The 17863-nt window shown below is 41.2% G+C and carries 16 protein-coding genes; 4 read left to right on the forward strand and 12 right to left on the reverse strand.

Annotated features, from left to right (window positions below; all coding sequences use genetic code 11):
- From A3860_RS00405 to A3860_RS00415, 3 genes are read left to right on the forward strand one after another with little or no spacing between them, the layout of a single operon-like run.
- Entirely contained in the window at positions 1 to 2766 is a 2766-nt protein-coding gene (locus A3860_RS00405) for a TonB-dependent receptor (protein WP_081144564.1), read from the forward strand.
- A gap of 10 nt (positions 2767 to 2776) precedes the next feature.
- Positions 2777 to 3919: a DUF4249 domain-containing protein gene (locus A3860_RS00410; RefSeq protein WP_081144565.1), complete on the forward strand. Its 1143-nt coding sequence runs from the start codon at positions 2777 to 2779 to the stop codon at positions 3917 to 3919.
- A 34-nt stretch (positions 3920 to 3953) separates the two neighbouring features.
- Positions 3954 to 6344 carry a hypothetical protein gene (locus tag A3860_RS00415; RefSeq protein WP_081144566.1) on the forward strand — a complete coding sequence of 797 codons (2391 nt, stop codon included), beginning with the start codon at positions 3954 to 3956 and terminating at the stop codon, positions 6342 to 6344.
- A gap of 128 nt (positions 6345 to 6472) precedes the next feature.
- Here A3860_RS00415 and A3860_RS00420 read toward each other — a convergent pair whose 3' ends face one another.
- Positions 6473 to 6751 (reverse strand): hypothetical protein, encoded by a 279-nt coding sequence (locus A3860_RS00420; RefSeq protein ID WP_081144567.1) that lies wholly within the window; start codon positions 6749 to 6751, stop codon positions 6473 to 6475.
- 207 nt (positions 6752 to 6958) lie between these two features.
- Between A3860_RS00420 and A3860_RS00425 the strand changes: the two genes are divergently transcribed.
- Positions 6959 to 7156 carry a helix-turn-helix domain-containing protein gene (locus A3860_RS00425; RefSeq protein ID WP_216823353.1) on the forward strand — a complete coding sequence of 66 codons (198 nt, stop codon included), beginning with the start codon at positions 6959 to 6961 and terminating at the stop codon, positions 7154 to 7156.
- A 403-nt stretch (positions 7157 to 7559) separates the two neighbouring features.
- On the opposite strand, the gene idi is transcribed toward A3860_RS00425, so the two are convergent.
- From idi to A3860_RS00480, 11 genes are all read right to left on the reverse strand, one after another.
- Complete coding sequence (gene idi / locus A3860_RS00430; protein WP_081144568.1) at positions 7560 to 8102, reverse strand: isopentenyl-diphosphate Delta-isomerase; 543 nt, start codon at positions 8100 to 8102, stop codon at positions 7560 to 7562.
- A gap of 214 nt (positions 8103 to 8316) precedes the next feature.
- Complete coding sequence (locus tag A3860_RS00435) at positions 8317 to 8817, reverse strand: RNA polymerase sigma factor (protein WP_081144569.1); 501 nt, start codon at positions 8815 to 8817, stop codon at positions 8317 to 8319.
- 243 nt (positions 8818 to 9060) lie between these two features.
- Entirely contained in the window at positions 9061 to 9939 is an 879-nt protein-coding gene (locus tag A3860_RS00440) for a MerR family transcriptional regulator (RefSeq protein ID WP_081144570.1), read from the reverse strand.
- Positions 9940 to 10057: 118 nt separating this feature from the next.
- On the reverse strand, positions 10058 to 10966 hold the full coding sequence (locus A3860_RS00445; RefSeq protein ID WP_143773875.1) for a hypothetical protein: 909 nt from the start codon (positions 10964 to 10966) through the stop codon (positions 10058 to 10060).
- Positions 10967 to 11284: 318 nt separating this feature from the next.
- Positions 11285 to 12028, reverse strand: coding sequence for a tyrosine-protein phosphatase (locus tag A3860_RS00450; RefSeq protein ID WP_081144572.1), 744 nt, complete (start codon positions 12026 to 12028; stop codon positions 11285 to 11287).
- A 36-nt stretch (positions 12029 to 12064) separates the two neighbouring features.
- Positions 12065 to 13003: a GDP-L-fucose synthase gene (gene fcl / locus A3860_RS00455; RefSeq protein WP_081144573.1), complete on the reverse strand. Its 939-nt coding sequence runs from the start codon at positions 13001 to 13003 to the stop codon at positions 12065 to 12067.
- Between the two features lie 61 nt (positions 13004 to 13064).
- Entirely contained in the window at positions 13065 to 14165 is a 1101-nt protein-coding gene (locus A3860_RS00460; RefSeq protein WP_081144574.1) for an acyltransferase family protein, read from the reverse strand.
- Positions 14166 to 14208: 43 nt separating this feature from the next.
- On the reverse strand, positions 14209 to 15324 hold the full coding sequence (gmd, locus tag A3860_RS00465) for a GDP-mannose 4,6-dehydratase (protein ID WP_081144575.1): 1116 nt from the start codon (positions 15322 to 15324) through the stop codon (positions 14209 to 14211).
- Positions 15312 to 16073 carry a glycosyltransferase family 2 protein gene (locus tag A3860_RS00470; RefSeq protein WP_081144576.1) on the reverse strand — a complete coding sequence of 254 codons (762 nt, stop codon included), beginning with the start codon at positions 16071 to 16073 and terminating at the stop codon, positions 15312 to 15314. Before A3860_RS00470 ends, gmd begins: the two co-directional genes overlap by 13 nt.
- The gene (locus tag A3860_RS00475; protein WP_081144577.1) at positions 16070 to 16633 is read right to left on the reverse strand and encodes a WcaF family extracellular polysaccharide biosynthesis acetyltransferase; all 564 of its coding nucleotides are present in this window, start codon (positions 16631 to 16633) and stop codon (positions 16070 to 16072) included. The genes A3860_RS00470 and A3860_RS00475 overlap by 4 nt, the downstream gene beginning before the upstream one ends.
- Positions 16634 to 16722: 89 nt before the next feature.
- The gene (locus tag A3860_RS00480) at positions 16723 to 17862 is read right to left on the reverse strand and encodes a glycosyltransferase (RefSeq protein WP_081144578.1); all 1140 of its coding nucleotides are present in this window, start codon (positions 17860 to 17862) and stop codon (positions 16723 to 16725) included.
- Position 17863: the final 1 nt, after the last annotated feature.

Raw genomic sequence — 17863 nt, forward strand, 5'->3', positions numbered from 1 at the left:
ATGAGACAACTGCGACTGCTTATAGTTTTGAACCTTATCTTTTTACTTACAGGGTTTTCCCTCAACGCCCAGTCTGACACCAAAAGAGTGAGCATTGAGCTGAAAGGGGCAACCATCGATAGCCTTATCACCGAGCTGGAATCGCAAACAGGTTATCACTTTTATTATGATCCGGCGCAGTTTGACAGCCTGCGGGTAAGCGTGTCGGTATCAAATGTATCGCTGCAAAAAGTGCTTGAACTCGTATTTGCCAATTCTGAATATCATTTTGCCATCCCCGAAAAACAAACTTATGTTTTACTCACCAAAGGAGCTACCATAAAAACAACCCTGCCGCCGGGTTTCTTTTCCAATGCCACAGCCGACAGCTCGCTGGCAACACCGGTTTACGGCGATAAAAAGAAAACAAGGATCGACGCTTCCATAGAAAATAAATTATTCGAGATCGGTATCCGGAATAATAATCCCGGTTCAGGTTCGGTAACCATGGCCGGATATGTACGCAATATAAAAACAGGCGAACCGGTGGCCGGCGCTATTATTACATTTACCAGCCCTGCCATCAGTGTGGCCACTGATCAGTATGGATATTATTCCATCACATTGCCCAAGGGACGCAACCTGCTCACCATTCAGGGTATAGGTATGAAGGATACCAGGCGGCAGGTGATGGTGTATACAAACGGCAATTTTGATATTGATATGGATGAACGGGTCACTTCGTTGAAAGAAGTGATTGTATCGGCACAAAAGCTGGCCAACGTACGCAACGTACAACTGGGTATCGACAGGTTGAGCATAAAAGCCATTAAACAGGTACCAACGGCTTTTGGTGAAGCCGATATCTTAAAAGCCGTACTCATGCTGCCGGGGGTAAAATCAGTGGGTGAAGCCAGTACCGGTTTTAATGTAAGAGGCGGATCGGCCGACCAGAATCTGATATTGTTCAACGACGCTACTATTTATAACCCCTCGCACTTCTTTGGATTCTTCTCTGCATTCAATCCTGAGGTGGTAAAAGATGTGGAATTATACAAAAGCAGTATTCCCGCCAAATATGGCGGCCGCCTGTCATCGGTGCTCGATATCAGCAGCCGCGAGGGCAATAAGAAGCAATTTGCCGGCGTAGCCGGTATTGGGTTGCTTACAAGCCGCTTTACCATTGAAGGGCCCATTAAAAAAGATAAAACATCTTTTATCCTGGGTGGCAGAACAACCTATGCCAACTGGCTGCTACAATTCTTACCTCAGGAATACAGACACAGCAAGGCTTCGTTCTATGATGTGAACCTGAACATCAGTCACCAGTTCAACAAAAATAACAACCTGTACATAACAGGCTATTTGAGCAAGGACAAGTTTAATTTGAACAGCGATACTACCTATGGCTACGCTAACAACAACGTATCCGTAAAATGGAAGCACACCTTCTCGAACAAACTCACCATGGTGCTTACCGGCGGGTACGATCATTACGACTATCAAATTGGCAGCGATAAGGACAGCCTGTTTGCCTACAAAATGAAATTTGATATCAACCAGTATAATTTCAAATCAGATCTTAACTGGTACATCAATGCCAACCATACCATTGACTTTGGTATAAGCTCCATTCGCTACCTGCTGCATCCCGGCACATATGAACCCAACAGTAAAACATCGTTGGTATCTAAAGACAACATGGAAGCAGAACATGCACTGGAAAGCGCCGCCTACCTCAGTGAAAAATGGAACATCACTGATGAACTGTCGTTACAGGCCGGGCTTCGTTATTCCCTCTATAATTTCCTGGGACCGAAAACGGTGAATGAGTATACGCCCGGGTTACCCATTACAGAAGATAATCAGCAGGGCACAAAAGTTTATGAAAAAAACAAATTCATACATACGTACCATGGTCCTGAATACAGGCTGGCGCTTCGTTACAGCCTCACCTCGAGCTTTTCGGTAAAAGCCGGCTACAATTCATTAAGGCAGTATATACATGTTTTGTCGAATACCACTGCCATTTCACCAACCGATATCTGGAAGCTCAGCGACCCCAATATTAAACCACAGATCGGCGACCAGGTTTCATTTGGTTTATACAAGAACTTTAAATCGAACACAATTGAAACCTCGGCAGAAGTGTATTACAAGAACATAAAAAATTACCTGGATTACAAAAGCGGGGCGCAGCTGGTTTTGAACCACCACATTGAAACCGATGTAATGAGCACCAAAGGGAAAGCTTATGGTGTAGAATTGATGGTGAAAAAACAAAACGGCAAATTAAACGGCTGGATCAGTTATACCTGGTCGAGGATCTTGCTGAAGATGGATGACTCAACCAAGGGCGAAGTCGTTAATGGCGGAAAATATTACCCTGCCAACTACGACAAACCAAATGATATAACCATGGTGGGCAATTACCGCTTCAGCCACCGGTTCAGTGTTTCCCTGAACGTTACCTATAGTACCGGCCGGCCCATTACCCTGCCCGTAGGGCGTTTTTATTATGCCGGTTCGTGGCGGGCGCTCTATGCCGATCGCAATGCGTATCGCATTCCGGATTATTTCCGTACCGATCTTTCAATGAATATTGAAGGCAATCATAAAGTGCATCAGTTAACACACAATTCCTGGACGGTAGGTATATACAACCTCACAGGAAGAAAGAATCCGTACTCGGTGTATTATGTTTCTGAAAATGGCGCCATCAATGGATACAAGCTATCCATTTTCGGAAACGCCATACCGTTTGTAAACTTTAATATCAGGTTTTAAATAAGATAATATGAGAACGTTTGTATTCTGCTGCCTGACGATACTGCTGCTCTGTTGCAAAGAAAAATACAATGCACCGGTAAATGTGCCTAAAACCGGGTACCTGGTCATTGAAGGTTATATCAGCGCCAACGGCCCTGCCGAGATCCATATTTCACGCACCATTCCATTGGCCGATACCGCCAAACTCATCAATGAAACGCTGGCCAAAGTACAGTTGCAGGGGCGTGATAACTCAACCTACAACCTGAGTGAAACCAGCGGCGGAATGTATATCAATTCCGGGATCAATCTCAATAGCAGTCAGCAATACCGGCTTTATATAAAAACCCTTTCAGGCAAAGAATATGCATCGGATTATGTGAATGTAAGAGCGGCGCCGCCGATCGACAGTGTGGGCTGGATACGGCAAGACGGCGGCGTACAGCTATATGTAAATACCCATGACCCTAAAAATAATACCTGGTATTATCGCTGGACAACCGAAGAAACGTGGGAATTTCATTCAACGTATTCCACAACGATTGATTTTTCGAGAGACCCCGTTACCCACCGCATTGACGGAGTTAAATGGCGATACCCCAATCAAACCCGGGAAGAAAAAATATATACCTGCTGGAAGGGAGAAATCTCAAGCAACCTCTTATTGGGCTCATCGGCCAAGCTGAGTATTGACAGTTTACACCGGTCGCTCATTTTTATAGAACCGTCATCGTGGAAACTGAGCGTGTTGTACAGCCTGCTCGTATCACAATATGCACTCAGCAAGGAAGAATATGAATTCCTTGACAAGATGAAAAAAAATTCAGAAGAAACAGGCAATGTATTTGGCCGGCAACCCTCTGAGCTCAAGGGAAATATTCATTGTCTTTCAAACCCCAGCGAACCGGTGATCGGCTATATCGGCATTGCCAACCGCCAGCAAAAAAGGATCTGGATCAGCAGGAATGATGTGCCCGACTGGCGATATTTTCAAAACTGCGAAACCTATAATGTAACAAAGGATTCCGCAGAGTATTACTCTTACCTTACGCCTGTAATTCCCCTTGATATAGACCCGTTCGGGAACATAAATGTATATTTTGCTGCGTCCCCAACCTGCGTTGATTGCACTTTACGTGGCACCAATACAAAACCATCTTTCTGGCCATAATAAAACCATTGACCTGATATAACAGTTTGCATACATGAAACTAAATAAGCACATACATATAATAACCACCTTGCTGGCGCTGCTGCTTTTAAATACTATCAGCGCCCAGGATGTTTTAACGGGCATACCCGACCGGTTCAAACAATATTATGCCGGGAACAGCCCTGAGAAACTGTACGTGCATACCGACAAAAATTTCTACCTGGCGGGTGAACTGTTATGGTTCAAAATTTATAATGTAGATGCCGCTTTATACCAACCGGTTGACCTGAGCAAGATCGCTTACGTTGAAATTCTCGACAAAGACAACAAACCCGTAATGCAAGCCAAAATTGCACTCAGCAAGGGAAAAGGCAATGGTTCGTTTTATTTACCGGTTTCTATTAACTCGGGTAATTACAAGCTGCGGGCCTATACCAACTGGATGAAGAATCTTTCTGTAGGTTATTATTTTGAAAAACCCATAACTATTGTAAACACCTTAAAAACTTATTCTACACAAGCTGCCGATACAGGCAACCGCTATCAGGTTGCATTCTTTCCCGAAGGGGGTAACCTGGTGAAAGCCGTCACCAGCAAAGTTGCCTTCAGGGTTACCGACCGTTTTGGAAAAGGGGTTCACTGCAAAGGCGTGGTACTATCAGCCAACAATGATACCATGGCCAGTTTTCAAACTTTTAAATTTGGCATGGGGCATTTTCTATTTACACCAGCCAGCACCCAACCGGCAAAAGCCCTGATAACCCTGGCCGATGGCAACACTATTTCACAAACCCTGCCTGCCGTTTATGATGAGGGTTATGTAATGCAATTAGCCGAAGAGGCTTCAGGTACTATCACGATATCGGTGACCGGCCGCTCCGTGCCCGATCAACCTGTTTTCCTTTTTGCGCATAGCCGCCAGGTTATGCAGGTGGCCGAAAAACAATCGCTCATAAACGGGCAGGCCCGTTTTGTGATCGATAAAAACCAACTGGCCGAAGGCCTCACGAACATTACGCTTTTCAATGAACAGCAACAACCGGTATGTGAGCGGCTGTATTTCAAAAAGCCGCAACAGGTATTAACAGTTGCCGCCAATAGCAATGCGGCCCAATATGGCAACCGTAAACGGGTGGCAATTTCAGTGAATACCCGGCATGCCAATGCCCAGGCGGGCACAGCTGCAGAGCTATCGTTAGCGGTTTACCGCCTTGACACCTTGCAAACAATTGATGCCAATTCGCTGCCTGGTTATTTATGGCTCACATCGGAACTTACGGGTAATATTGAATCACCGGAATATTATTTTTCAGCAGCCACTGATGAAATTAAAGAAGCTACTGACAACCTGATGCTGGTGCATGGCTGGCGGCGTTTCAATTGGGAACAGGTATTGCATGATAACCGCCCTGCATTTGAATATGCGCCTGAATTTGATGGACACATTATTACCTGCCAGGTAAAACATAACACGGGCAATGCCACCATGGCCCCGGAAGAGGCCTGGTTATCGATACCCGGTATACAATTGCAATTCTATAATTCTAAAATCAATAAAGAAGGGAAAGTATATTTTGACGTGCGGGATTATTATGGGCAAAACGAGATCATTGTTCAAACCGATGCGGTCGACAGCAATTTCAGGGTTGATGTACTGAATCCGTTTTCTGAAAAATACAGCGACTGGCAATTGCCTGCCTTCGCTCTGCCACGGGCTACCCAACAAAACCTCAACGAACAAAGCATCGGCATGCAGGTGCTCAATACCTATGAGGGAAGCAAATTAAGCCGCTTTGCGGTTCCTGCCATTGACACAGTACCATTTTACGGAAAGCCCTTTAGAGTTTACATGCTCGACGATTATACCCGTTTTACCACTATGGAAGAAGTATTGCGTGAATATGTTCCCGAGGTAGCGGTACGCCGGTATGGCGGTCAGTTGCATCTGAAAATGTTTGATTTTGATATAAGGGATTTTTATTCAACCGATCCGCTTATTTTACTGGATGGGGTTAAGGTAGATAATACTATCCTCATGAACTATGATCCGCTAAAGGTAAACAAGCTGGAAGTGGTGACGAATAAATACATCAACGGAGAATTTATTTACCATGGTATTGTAAACTTTACCACCTACCATGGAGATATACAGGACCTTAAACTGGATTCAAAAGCGGTGATCCTCGATTATGATGGGTTACAGTTAAAACGTGAATTTTACTCACCGGTGTATAAAACTGAACAGCAGGCATTAAGCCGCATACCTGATTTCAGGAACCTTTTATACTGGTCGCCCGATGTACGAACCGATAGCAAAGGCCAGGCTACTGTTGAGTTTTATACATCAGACAGAAAGGGTAAATATGTAGCTGTTCTGCAGGGCATGGATGATGCCGGGTATGCAGGAAGCTATTATTTTACGTTTGATGTAACAGATAAATAAAACCTGTTGCGCAACAGGAAACAATAAATATAGGGTACGGACCGGTACTTAAAAGGCGCAGGAATCCCCCTAACCTAAACATACATCTAAAAGCTAGCCATCTGGAACTGTCGTTATATGTATAATTTTTACAGATCTGTTCTTTGATTCAATAAGAATGCGGCTTCAACAAGGGCTTCCATTTTTTCATAAAAGTAAATATGGTCATTACGCTGTTGGCCTTCCTGGGAAATGCTGCGGCTGCTGCTTACAATTTCCACCATCCAGTTCCATAAGATTTGCCTTACTTCCTGTAAATGATAACTTTCAAAAAAGTTTTCAATAGCCAGCCGGGGGTTCTTTAATTCTTCTTCATTCAGGCGAAGTGGTTGATTATGCCAATCAGGGTGCTTATTAAGAGACCGCATAATAGCTTGGTTAATGGTGAAGGAATACTTATTGAAATGGGTAAATGCCCTAAAACAGGTTATTCTTGCCATTGCAATCCCCTGATGATGCTTAAACGAAGATAATATATTTTTTAATATGATGTACTATATCACAGCCGAAAAATTAAAAAAAAACTTCATCTTAACCTTCTAATACCTACACCATTGGCTGCTAACCAACAGATATTGAAAACGTTCGGCGCAAACCTGCGTCATTTCAGAAATGAAAAAGGCTTGAGCCAGCGCGATTTGTACGCGCTTTGTAATATTGACAATGCCGAAATAAGCAGAATGGAAAACGGCGAGGTGAATGTTACACTCAACACACTGGCTCAGTTAGCCGAAGCGCTGGATATTCCTGCTTATATGCTCTTGAAACAGTAATATCCTTTTACAGGGGCGGAATTGCAGACGCCACCAATTCCACCAATAAAAAATCCCCCGACTAGCGAGGGATCCAGGTAATTTTGTTATACCTGCAAAGGTGTTCGTACATATTCTTCATAGTTATTGATGTATAACCGCTTTACAGGTCCATTTGGGAACAGTTCTGGTTTCGTTCATAAGATACCGTTTTAAAAACGGGGCCCGTTTCGCAGGTTATTGGACTTTGTATTCCAAATATACCCTGCAGCAAACAGGATAGCCAGCCCTATGACGAACAATTCAATAAAATGATCAATATGTTTACAGGCCACTAAGGGTTTTCTGTATTATTGTAGAAGATCGTAAAGCATTGGTGGAACACTATATTTGTCTTTCTGCCCTTTTTCTTGCCCGGGAGGAATTACACCACTTTTTTCAGCAGGTTTTCGACAGCCCATTGCTGTACTTTAGGAAATGCAATATTGAACCAGGTAGTATATTTCTGCGGGTGCGATTGCAGCGTAGCTTCTATTTCTTCCAGGCTTTTATAGCAGTAATCTTTCACCTCCATAGGATCGGGTGATATACGGCCATCGTACATGCCAATAAAAACATGATCAAATTCATGCTCTGTTAAGCCATGCTCAAATTCGGCCAGGTACGTAAAATCAAAAACCTTTTCGAGTAAAGTAGTAAAACCCATTTCTTCGTGCAGGCGCCGGGTGGCTGCCATTAAGGTATCTTCGCCCGGTGCCGGGTGGCTGCAACAGGTATTGGTCCATAATCCCCCGCTGTGGTATTTACTTACGGCCCGTTGCTGCAGCAGCATTTCCCCTTTACTGTTGAAGATAAAAATGCTGAAAGCACGGTGCAACACCCCTTTGCGATGGGCCTCCATTTTTTCCATTACTCCAATGGGTTCATCCTGTTCATTTACCAGTATCACGTCGGTTACTTTACTCATGGTACAAAGTTGCTAAATATTCATGGTGTTACCATAATTGCCTGTACAAAATCATGGTTTCAGGCCAGTTAACCGAAAAGGACAGAAGTATCAGGTTTATTGAATTTTACAATTCAATATCAAATGGAAAGAAGATAACAATACGATCCTGACAATGATTTTGGATAAATACAGTATCCCCTACCGGTTCAGGTGTTAACAGGTAAATAAACTACTAGTGCCGTTCTATTTGCGTCTTTAACAGCTTACGGGCAAAGTGAATACGGCTCTTGATGGTACCCAGCGGTTCGCCAAGCATGTCGGCAATTTCGTGGTATTTAAAGCCATCGAAATACAACAGGAAAGGGTTTCTGAATATCTGGGGCAGGTTATGAATAGCTTCCTGGATATCTTTTAACCGCAAATTTGATTCAGCATTATTAGCAACTACGCTTTGTGTCTGGTTAATCAGAAAATCATTAGGAGTACTATCAAAAATAGTATTCTGTTTAACTTTCCTTCGGTAATTGTTAATAAAGATATTACGCATGATAGTATACAGCCACGCCTTGATATTAGTGCCTACACTATACTTGTCCTTATTTGCCAATGCACGAAACAGTGTTTCTTGAAACAGGTCTTTTGCAGCCTCGGAATCTCTCGTCAACGTTATTGCAAACGGCTTCAAAAACTCCGCATTGTTCACCAGCATTTGATTAAATTCAACCGTCGACATAAAAAGTTTGTTTAAATAATTTCACTCCAAATTTAAACATAAATTGAATAAGGGAAAAATCCGGGCGATTAATAATTCTATAATAAAATATTGAACCACCCCAACCGCCTTCCAGGCATATGACGAATATGACAGCGCAGAAAGGACCATCCCCCATTGAGATTGACGGTTAATGGGCCAAAATATTTGTTAAGAAAATTAAAATTCAGGCCTGAACAGAAATATTAAATAAATTATTAATAATTATAGTACGGCTATGAATTCCAGTACTTCCCCTAAAGACCGTTTAAGGAGAACACCGGCGGGCAGTTTTTTCAGATTACAGTTCGTTAACTGACCCGAAACTATGATCTGGACCTGGGGGGCGTGTTGGCGGATCCGGGTGATAAATTTTTCGAAATTGAAGTTGCCGGCAATACAGGTGAGGTGGGTATACAGGTAATCGGGTTGTTTACAGGAGGTAATAAATTCAAGATCATGGAAAGGCACATTAGCGCCCAGGTAAATGACCTGTACGCCGCGGCTTTTAAGCAGGTAATAGGTGTACAGCAGCCCAAGCTCATGATACTCACCTTCGGGCAAAAAAAGGATCACTTTTTTGTTGACCGAAATATGTGAAACCACGCTTTCGATGCCCACAATGAGCTTTTGCCTGATAATATTGGTAACAACATGTTCCTGGGCAGGGTGAATATGGCTGGCCTGCCATAAAATGCCAATTTTATCGAGAAATGGAAAAATGAGGAAACTGATGGCTTTATCGATCCCTTTTGCAATGATATAATTATCCAGCACATCCTCGAATTTCTCCAGGTCGAGGTCGATCATGTACTGTAACATATCATTAACCAGCCGTTCCTGCTGGGCTTCGATATGAGAGAGAGAAACAATTTTTTCCCGCACTTCCTGAGAGCTCATTTTATCGATATGGGAAATTTTATACCCGTATTTATTGAGCAGGGCAATATTCAGTACTATTTTTAATTCCTCATTGGTATAGTAGCGAATGTTGGTAGAAGTGCGTTGGGGCCGTAAAAAGGAATAGCGTTGTTCCCAAATACGAATTGTATGGGCTTTAATACCAGAAAGATTTTCCAGGTCCTTTATGGTAAACGCATTCATATACAGTTAACTACAAAGTGCAATATCAAATTGTTTAAACACGCTATAAGATTGCTTAAACTAAACCATTGCACTTTTTAACCTGTAATATAAGCAAAACACTGTCAGGCATTTACGCTTAGGCAACTTTTCTTTCGGCATTTCCTGAAATAACCAGCAATGGCTTTCTGCGGGGAAAGGTGAAAGGCAAAAACCTGGTGAGCTTCTCCCGGTTCGTTTGAAGATATCTGCGGAAGATGAACAAAAAGATCAGCAAATAGATAAAAATAGTAGCCTCGAATAATATATGGAATTTGCGCAACGCATAGGTGCGAAATGAAAAATTGTTTGCGATCTCTTTTCCAACAGCGAGTGTAAGAAAACCTTTTATTACAGGCATTACAACAGGGATCTTATCCCAGTTTGTATAGCGTACATCATTATAAGCGTAATGATAATTATAATCAGCAGGGACCTGTGATTTGTAATAGTCCCAATTATTTTTTACATCGTCAAAACTTGCCAAACTACCGTTGGCCCGTTTGAAATACAGATCATATGAACCATCCAGTACAACCCAGCCTTTGGCCATTTTTGCCTCTACAAGAATATGCCCGCCATAAAGCCCGTCTACTTTCATTTGAGCGATTCGATTGGGAATTTTCAATTCATTTAACAGGCGGCTTAAGATATATGCATAACTACCACAAGCCCCATTAGTGGTCATAAGATCATAAGTAACGGGATGAATCAGCGACGCTTTAAGTGTATTGATCTCTTTATTTGCAAAAATACCAGCCCGGTTTTTACCCAGGCTATAAGTAAGGTGCAAACTATTTAGCAGAAGAGCTTCTTCGTTATTTTTTGTACGTGGTGTTTCATCCTTCACGTAGCTGGCAAGGGCTTCAAAAAGCTTTTTCTCGTATGAATCTTCCGAGTAAAAATAAAGAAGGGATGCTAGTAAAAAACCATTTACAAACACCAGTGTATAGCGGGAAGTAAAGGTTTTGCCAACAGATTTGGCAAAACTTTTTCTAAAAGATTTCAAAGGCCATGATTTATAGGGGTAAACAAAAAACAGTATGGAATTCATACCATTATTTATTTTTCCTAGGATATTGTTCTTGTTTTTAACAATATGACAGACTTCCGTGGGGTTACTTAGTTTAATGCAAAAGTAGTATTTTTCGCAAAAAAAACATTTTAGCCACACAATAAAATATTGCTGGCTTATCAAGATCCCCAATTACCGTCTACACATTGTTGATAGGGTTAATATCAATTCTTAAAAACGGGCAAAGATAGATTATTATTATTCCAAATACGTATACCAGTGTTTTCACTTATTAAAACTCAAAGGAAACAATTACAAAGAAGGATTTAACAGCATTCCGCTGTCGAGAAGGGATTGAATCGGCTCCATAATATTATCACCGGCCGAACGAAGTGTATTGAGATGACGCATATGATGGCAATCTGTGCCCAGCAGATTTATGAAACGTTTATTTAACAGGTAATGGGCCAGTTGCAGGGAGGCTTTTCCATAATAACCAGTGAGCGACAAAATATTCAACTGAAAAAAACAACCTGCATTTTTCAGCTCATCGTACCACCTTTTATCGCTCATAAAATATAAATACCGTTCAGGATGCGCCAGCACTGGCTGGTATCCCTTCATTTGCATGTTGAACAGCTTTTCTTTAAAATTGAGGGGCGTGGTTACAAAGGAAAATTCAACCAACACCCAGTTTTCGTGTAGAGTAAGTAAGGGGATATTGTTTTGCAGCAATTCATCAAAATGTTCATCGAGGAAGTATTCTGCGGCAGCTCTAATGGGAATAGCTGAATTATTTGCCTGCAACGCCTGTTGCAATTGCTGGTATGCTGTACCAATGGTAGCAGCGTCGTTCTTGTATACATCCCACAAAATATGCGGGGTGGTAATAAACTTCCGGTAGCCCAGTTCCTGCAAACCGGCTATCAGCTGCAGCGAGGTTTCTGCATCTGGCGATCCGTCGTCAATTCCGGGTAATAAATGCGAGTGCATATCAGTACCCAGACCACTCAGATCAATACGGGCTCTTTTCTTTTTATTAAAAATAGAAAACATGTAAGAATCAATATAAAAACAATACCGGCAGCAAAGCTACAACCCGCCAGCATACAATTGTGAAAATTCCTGGTACACTTTCCCAATCCCTTCGCGCAGATCTATCCGGGCCTTCCACCCCAGGTTATGCAATTTCCGTACATCCATCAGTTTGCGGGGGGTACCATCGGGTTTCAACAGGTCATGTTCAATATTGCCCTCGTAGCCAACAACTTCCTTAACCATTAATGCAAGGTCTTTTATCGTAATATCTTCGCCGGTACCAATATTTACAAACCCCTCTTCATTATATTGTTGCATCAAAAAATAGCAGGCATCTGCCAGGTCATCGGCATGCAGGAATTCCCGTCGTGGCTGGCCGGTACCCCACATTATAACTGATGGCTCGCTTTTTAGTTTAGCCTCATGGAATTTTCTTATAAGGGCGGGCAACACATGTGAAGTTTCGAGGCTGTAATTATCATTAGGGCCGTATAAATTCGTAGGCATTACCGAAATGAAATTACAACCGTATTGAGCGCGATAGGCATCGCACATTTTTATACCTGCAATTTTTGCAATGGCATAAGGTTCATTCGTGGGTTCCAATAAACCGGTGAGCAGGTACTCCTCCTTTAGCGGTTGGGGGGCCAGTTTGGGATAAATGCAGGATGAACCCAGGAACATAAGTTTCTTAACACCATTCACCCAGGCATTGTGAATGATGTTTGATTGCATCATAATATTATCGTAAATAAATTCAGCCCGGTATGTATTATTGGCCAGAATACCACCTACTTTAGCCGCCGCTACAAAAACGTAATCGGGCTTTTCCTGCTTCATGAAGTCCTGTACCGCCTGTTGGTTGCGCAGGTCAAGTTCAGACGAAGTGCGCATCAGAATATTATTAAATCCTTCCTGATGCAGTTTACGTACAATGGCTGACCCCACCATACCCCGGTGACCGGCAACGTATATTTTGCTATTAGAATTCATTTTTTGTTCAGATAAACATTTAAGGAACTAATTTGATTTGATTAATAAAGCAAAAACAATATTAGGCCTGCTGCACAGGATATTCGATTTCAGGTTGCACTATTTTCTTTTTAGATTCGAAATACTTCTTAAGCTTTAAAAATTTCAATTCAAATAAATAAAAGCTTACAGTAGCTACGAGATAGGTAGAAACAATAGCCAATATAAAATTAAGCGCAATACTTTTTGTCTTCAAAAACACACTTATTAGCCCAATACACATGGGATGATACACATATAACCCATAACTGATCTTACCAGAAAATAAAAGAGATTTTGTTTCAAGGATCCTTTTAACGGGATGAGTTTCTTTAATAGAAACAACAAATCCTATTACAGCAAAATACGTAAATGAAAGGAGTATAAACTTGGAGACCTGTATTACCGGATTAGCGGCACCTGTAAAAACAGTCCAAAGACCGAGGGTTGGAATCAATATAGCTACAGCCAAATAAAGAAATTTTTTAGCGTTTTTTTCATTCAACTTCTTTTTAGTTTCCAGAATTGCCAACAACGTCCCAACAGCGAGTTCATCTATTCTACAGAATGTGAAATAAAACACTTCATAATTAAGCTTTACCAACAATAGTCTTACACAAAACGCTAAAATGATAATAAATACGCTCGATACCATTAATTTCCTGCTACTCAAAAAGTAAACTAAAAGAGGCCAGAATAAATAAAAATGTTCTTCTACCGCCAAAGACCAAAAATGTATTGGTCCTTCATTAGGCCATCTAAATGTCATGGCGAAATTTTGAAGGTACAGCCAGTGATATTTTTGTAAACTCAGGCTGACAATGGGTGTATTAAGAGTTAACGGGAGAAGAATATAATAGATAGCAAGAAATAAATAATACAAGGGAAATATCCTCAGGGCTCTTCGTGCATAAAAATTTACGAAATAACCTGGAGATTCTTTTGTACTCAAAAGAATTCGGGTTATTAAAAAGCCCGATAAAACAAAAAACAGGGAAACTCCTGTTTGTCCAAAAACTGCAATTTTATTTAAAACAGCAAACAGGCCGGTTGCTTTAAACTCTCCAAAAAAATGGAAAACAATTACCATTAGAGCTGCAATAGCCCTGATTCCATCCAGTTCTTTGTGATACTTTAATTCCATACCCTGGGGTTAATAAGGAGTTTTTGAACGGCTTTCATCCAACTTATTCAAACTGATTACGCACATAGTAGCCCGATTCCTGTAACAACTTTTCTTTTTTGAACAAATCCACGTCATTAGCAACCATTTCCTTAACAAGCCCGGCCAGGTCATATTTCGGTTTCCAGTTTAACTGCGTTTGCGCTTTTGTGGGATCACCTATAAGCAGGTCAACCTCGGTGGGACGGTAATATTTCTTATCTACAGCAATTACTTCTTTACCAATTTCAAGATGATAATCCGGATTTTTACAGGCTTTCACCACCCCTGTTTCATTTTCTGCTTTGCCTTTAAATTCCAGCTCAATGCCAACTTCTTCAAATGCCATTCTTACAAAATCACGAACTGGTGTAGTAACGCCAGTGGCAATTACATAATCTTCCGGCTTTTCCTGTTGTAAAATCAGCCACATAGCCTCAACGTAATCTTTGGCATGGCCCCAATCGCGTTGCGCATCAAGGTTACCGAGATATATTCTATCCTGCAATCCAAGGGCTATTTTAGCCACACCGCGGGTGATCTTCCTGGTTACAAAAGTCTCCCCACGTAATGGAGATTCATGATTGAACAGGATACCATTTACTGCATACATATTATATGCCTCGCGGTAATTTACCGTGATCCAGTAGCCATACAATTTGGCAACAGCATATGGCGAACGAGGATAAAATGGCGTTCTTTCAGACTGAGGAACTTCCTGAACCAGCCCGTATAATTCAGATGTAGATGCCTGGTATACTTTTGTTTTCTTGGTCAGGCCCAATAAACGTACCGCTTCCAGTATACGCAATGTTCCAATACCATCGGCATTAGCAGTGTATTCAGGAGTTTCAAAACTTACATGCACATGGCTCATGGCCGCGAGGTTGTAAATTTCGTCGGGTTGGGTTTCCTGTATAATGCGAATGAGATTGGTTGAATCGGTGAGATCACCATAATGTAATTTTAAACGTACATTCTGTTCATGCGGATCCTGGTATAAATGGTCAATACGCTCTGTATTGAATAAAGAACTTCTGCGTTTGATACCATGCACTATATATCCCTTTTTCAATAACAGGTCGGTTAAATATGCACCATCCTGCCCGGTTACCCCTGTAACCAATGCTACTTTTTCCATATACTGATCGGGTTAAATTGTAATATCTTTCTTATTGGTTTAAGCCATGTAGTAAAAAAATAAGGTTTCAGGCCATTCAGTTTCCAGGCCATTTCGTCTTCTTTATTGGCCCTTAACCTGTTTTTTAAAGAAGCGTTGCTCATACCACCCACACGCATTTTCACCAGCACTTCCGGTATATACCGTGCACTGACGTTATGCTTTAACAAAACACGCAACATCAATTCATAATCAGCTGCTGACCTTAAAGAAGTATTGAACAATCCACATTTATCATATACCTGGCGGCGTACAAAAAAAGTAGGATGCGGAGGCATCCATCCATAATACAGGTTCCCCTTTTTATAGACGCCAGACTTCCATGTACGGATAACAGCCTGCACATTAGTGGCTTTTACATACAGAAGATCGCCGTATACTGCATCAACTGCAGGATCTTTGAAAGCAGCTGCAACTTTTGATAATATAAAAGGACTGGTATAAAAATCATCGGAGTTTAATATACCAATTATATCGCCTGTAGCCAGTAGTACGCCCTTGTTCATGGCATCGTAAATTCCGTTGTCATTTCCGGAAATTACTTTGGCTACATGTGTAAACTCATTCACTATGGCAAGGGTGTTATCATTGGATGCCCCATCAACAATAAGATGTTCAATATTGGTATATTGTTGTTCTGCAATACTCACCAGGGTATCTCTGATAGTTGCGGCACTATTATAGGTGGCTGTGATTATTGAAATCTTCATTTATCGCTAATTACACGTTGGCGCACAGGTTCGGCAGGGTTGCCCTGATATACAGTATATTGCTCCAGATCCTTTGTGGCAACAGACAAAGTGGAAAGGACTGCATGCGTTTTACAAAGAATACCCGGACATACTATTGATTGGGCACCTATCCAAACACCATCCTCCAACTCAATGCCTTTTACCATTAAATCAAAACTCTTTTTTGAATAATTATGATTACCGGTCAAAAGCATAGCTCCTTGCGAAATGCATACACTCTTACCGATCGTTACATTGGCCAGATTGTCGATCCACACCTTTTCCCCTATCCATGAATAGTCACCAATTGACAACTTCCATGGATATTTTATATTAATTGCAGGTTTCAGCACCACTCCCTTTCCAATCTTAGCACCGAAAACCTGTAACCAAAATCTTTTAACTCCACCACTAACATTCAGTGGATTGATAAAAAAAATGACATTAATAAAATACCACAAAAGCTGTTTTAACTTACCTGCACCAATCTCACGTTTATACCACTCATTATTATAGATTGAATGATCGACTGCGCTCATGTCGAATAAAAATATAATTATTAGAAATTAATTCTTATAGAAGCATGTTTCTCAACTCCCGGTTGCAAAATAAGTATTAAGCAATTTATTTAACTAAATAGATCATTATAAATCTTTTTAAGATCGTCTTTCTGAACAAATCCTTTTGCGAATTGCCAGGCATTATATGACCACGTATTGTATTCAGCCTGGTTGAATGATGCAAACCGTTGCAGTACTTCCGAAAATTTTTCCGGCTGCTGTAAAGATATATCCCAGCCAGCTTGTATACTACCCAAATTTCGCCAGGGTGTTTGATCGCTGATAACCACGGGTTTACCTGCTGACAAGGATTCAAAGATCGCATGCCCAAAGTTTTCCCCTTTTGTCGGCAAAGCAAAAATGTGGTGTTGAGCTATGATGGCTGGCAAATTATAATTAGGAATCTCCCCCGTAAACTGCACCTTTATATTTTCAGGATATTCATCCGTTATAGTTTTGCAATGTCTGGTATATTCTTCGTCTTCAGCATTACCAACAATTGTAAGTAAAACATGTCCTTTTACCGGTTGAAGAGCTCGTAACAGAAAATCAAGGTTTTTTACTGGATGCAGCCTTCCGATAAAAATAACCGACAACTCATTTTCTTTTTTAACGATGCTTCCCGGATAATCTTTTATAATACCCGGAAAATTAGAAGCTAGCGACAAACGCACTTTACTTCCAAAATATTTTAGCACGTCGTTTTCTTCCGTTTTATCGGTAGCATGAAAATGAATCTTTCTGTGCAATCTTATCTGGCGGAAAATAGTAAGAAAAAGCTTCTTTTTCGATGATTTAAACTGAACTGCGCTTTCCTTCAGCATGCCTCGCGGTGCCAGAACAATTTTGCTGTTAATTAGACCAAGGCGTTGCATCAACACCGGATAAATAGTAAAATACCGTGAGTACATACTGTTCAGGTAAATAAAATCGGGATTAATCTTCTTTAACTGAGCACGAATATGACACCACGAAAGCTGTTGGGGGGAGCAATAAAATACCTTTACTCCTTTGTCATAATCTATCCATTGATCTACATTTATATTGGGATAAGGCGATGTTTCATTTAAATCGCGATCGGTGGTAATTAAATAGATATTGTATTCGCCTTTCATTTGATGTACAAAATGTACGCATGAACGAATAGGGCCACCGGCTTTATAACCAGGTTCGAACCAATCGGCAAATACAAGAATTGTTTTATTCATG

It is taken from the genome of Niastella vici, from assembly GCF_002077945.1.
Taxonomy (GTDB): Bacteria; Bacteroidota; Bacteroidia; order Chitinophagales; family Chitinophagaceae; genus Niastella; species Niastella vici.

Excerpts from the sequence above, each read along its gene's own strand:
- A3860_RS00405 (WP_081144564.1), top strand. The coding sequence starts at position 1 with ATGAGACAACTGCGACTGCTTATAGTTTTGAACCTTATCTTTTTACTT.
- A3860_RS00410 (WP_081144565.1), top strand. The coding sequence starts at position 2,777 with ATGAGAACGTTTGTATTCTGCTGCCTGACGATACTGCTGCTCTGTTGC.
- A3860_RS00415 (WP_081144566.1), top strand. The coding sequence starts at position 3,954 with ATGAAACTAAATAAGCACATACATATAATAACCACCTTGCTGGCGCTG.
- A3860_RS00420 (WP_081144567.1), bottom strand. The coding sequence starts at position 6,751 with ATGCGGTCTCTTAATAAGCACCCTGATTGGCATAATCAACCACTTCGC.
- idi (WP_081144568.1), bottom strand. The coding sequence starts at position 8,102 with ATGAGTAAAGTAACCGACGTGATACTGGTAAATGAACAGGATGAACCC.
- A3860_RS00435 (WP_081144569.1), bottom strand. The coding sequence starts at position 8,817 with ATGTCGACGGTTGAATTTAATCAAATGCTGGTGAACAATGCGGAGTTT.
- A3860_RS00440 (WP_081144570.1), bottom strand. The coding sequence starts at position 9,939 with ATGAATGCGTTTACCATAAAGGACCTGGAAAATCTTTCTGGTATTAAA.
- A3860_RS00450 (WP_081144572.1), bottom strand. The coding sequence starts at position 12,028 with ATGTTTTCTATTTTTAATAAAAAGAAAAGAGCCCGTATTGATCTGAGT.
- fcl (WP_081144573.1), bottom strand. The coding sequence starts at position 13,003 with ATGAATTCTAATAGCAAAATATACGTTGCCGGTCACCGGGGTATGGTG.
- A3860_RS00460 (WP_081144574.1), bottom strand. The coding sequence starts at position 14,165 with ATGGAATTAAAGTATCACAAAGAACTGGATGGAATCAGGGCTATTGCA.
- gmd (WP_081144575.1), bottom strand. The coding sequence starts at position 15,324 with ATGGAAAAAGTAGCATTGGTTACAGGGGTAACCGGGCAGGATGGTGCA.
- A3860_RS00470 (WP_081144576.1), bottom strand. The coding sequence starts at position 16,073 with ATGAAGATTTCAATAATCACAGCCACCTATAATAGTGCCGCAACTATC.
- A3860_RS00475 (WP_081144577.1), bottom strand. The coding sequence starts at position 16,633 with ATGAGCGCAGTCGATCATTCAATCTATAATAATGAGTGGTATAAACGT.
- A3860_RS00480 (WP_081144578.1), bottom strand. The coding sequence starts at position 17,862 with ATGAATAAAACAATTCTTGTATTTGCCGATTGGTTCGAACCTGGTTAT.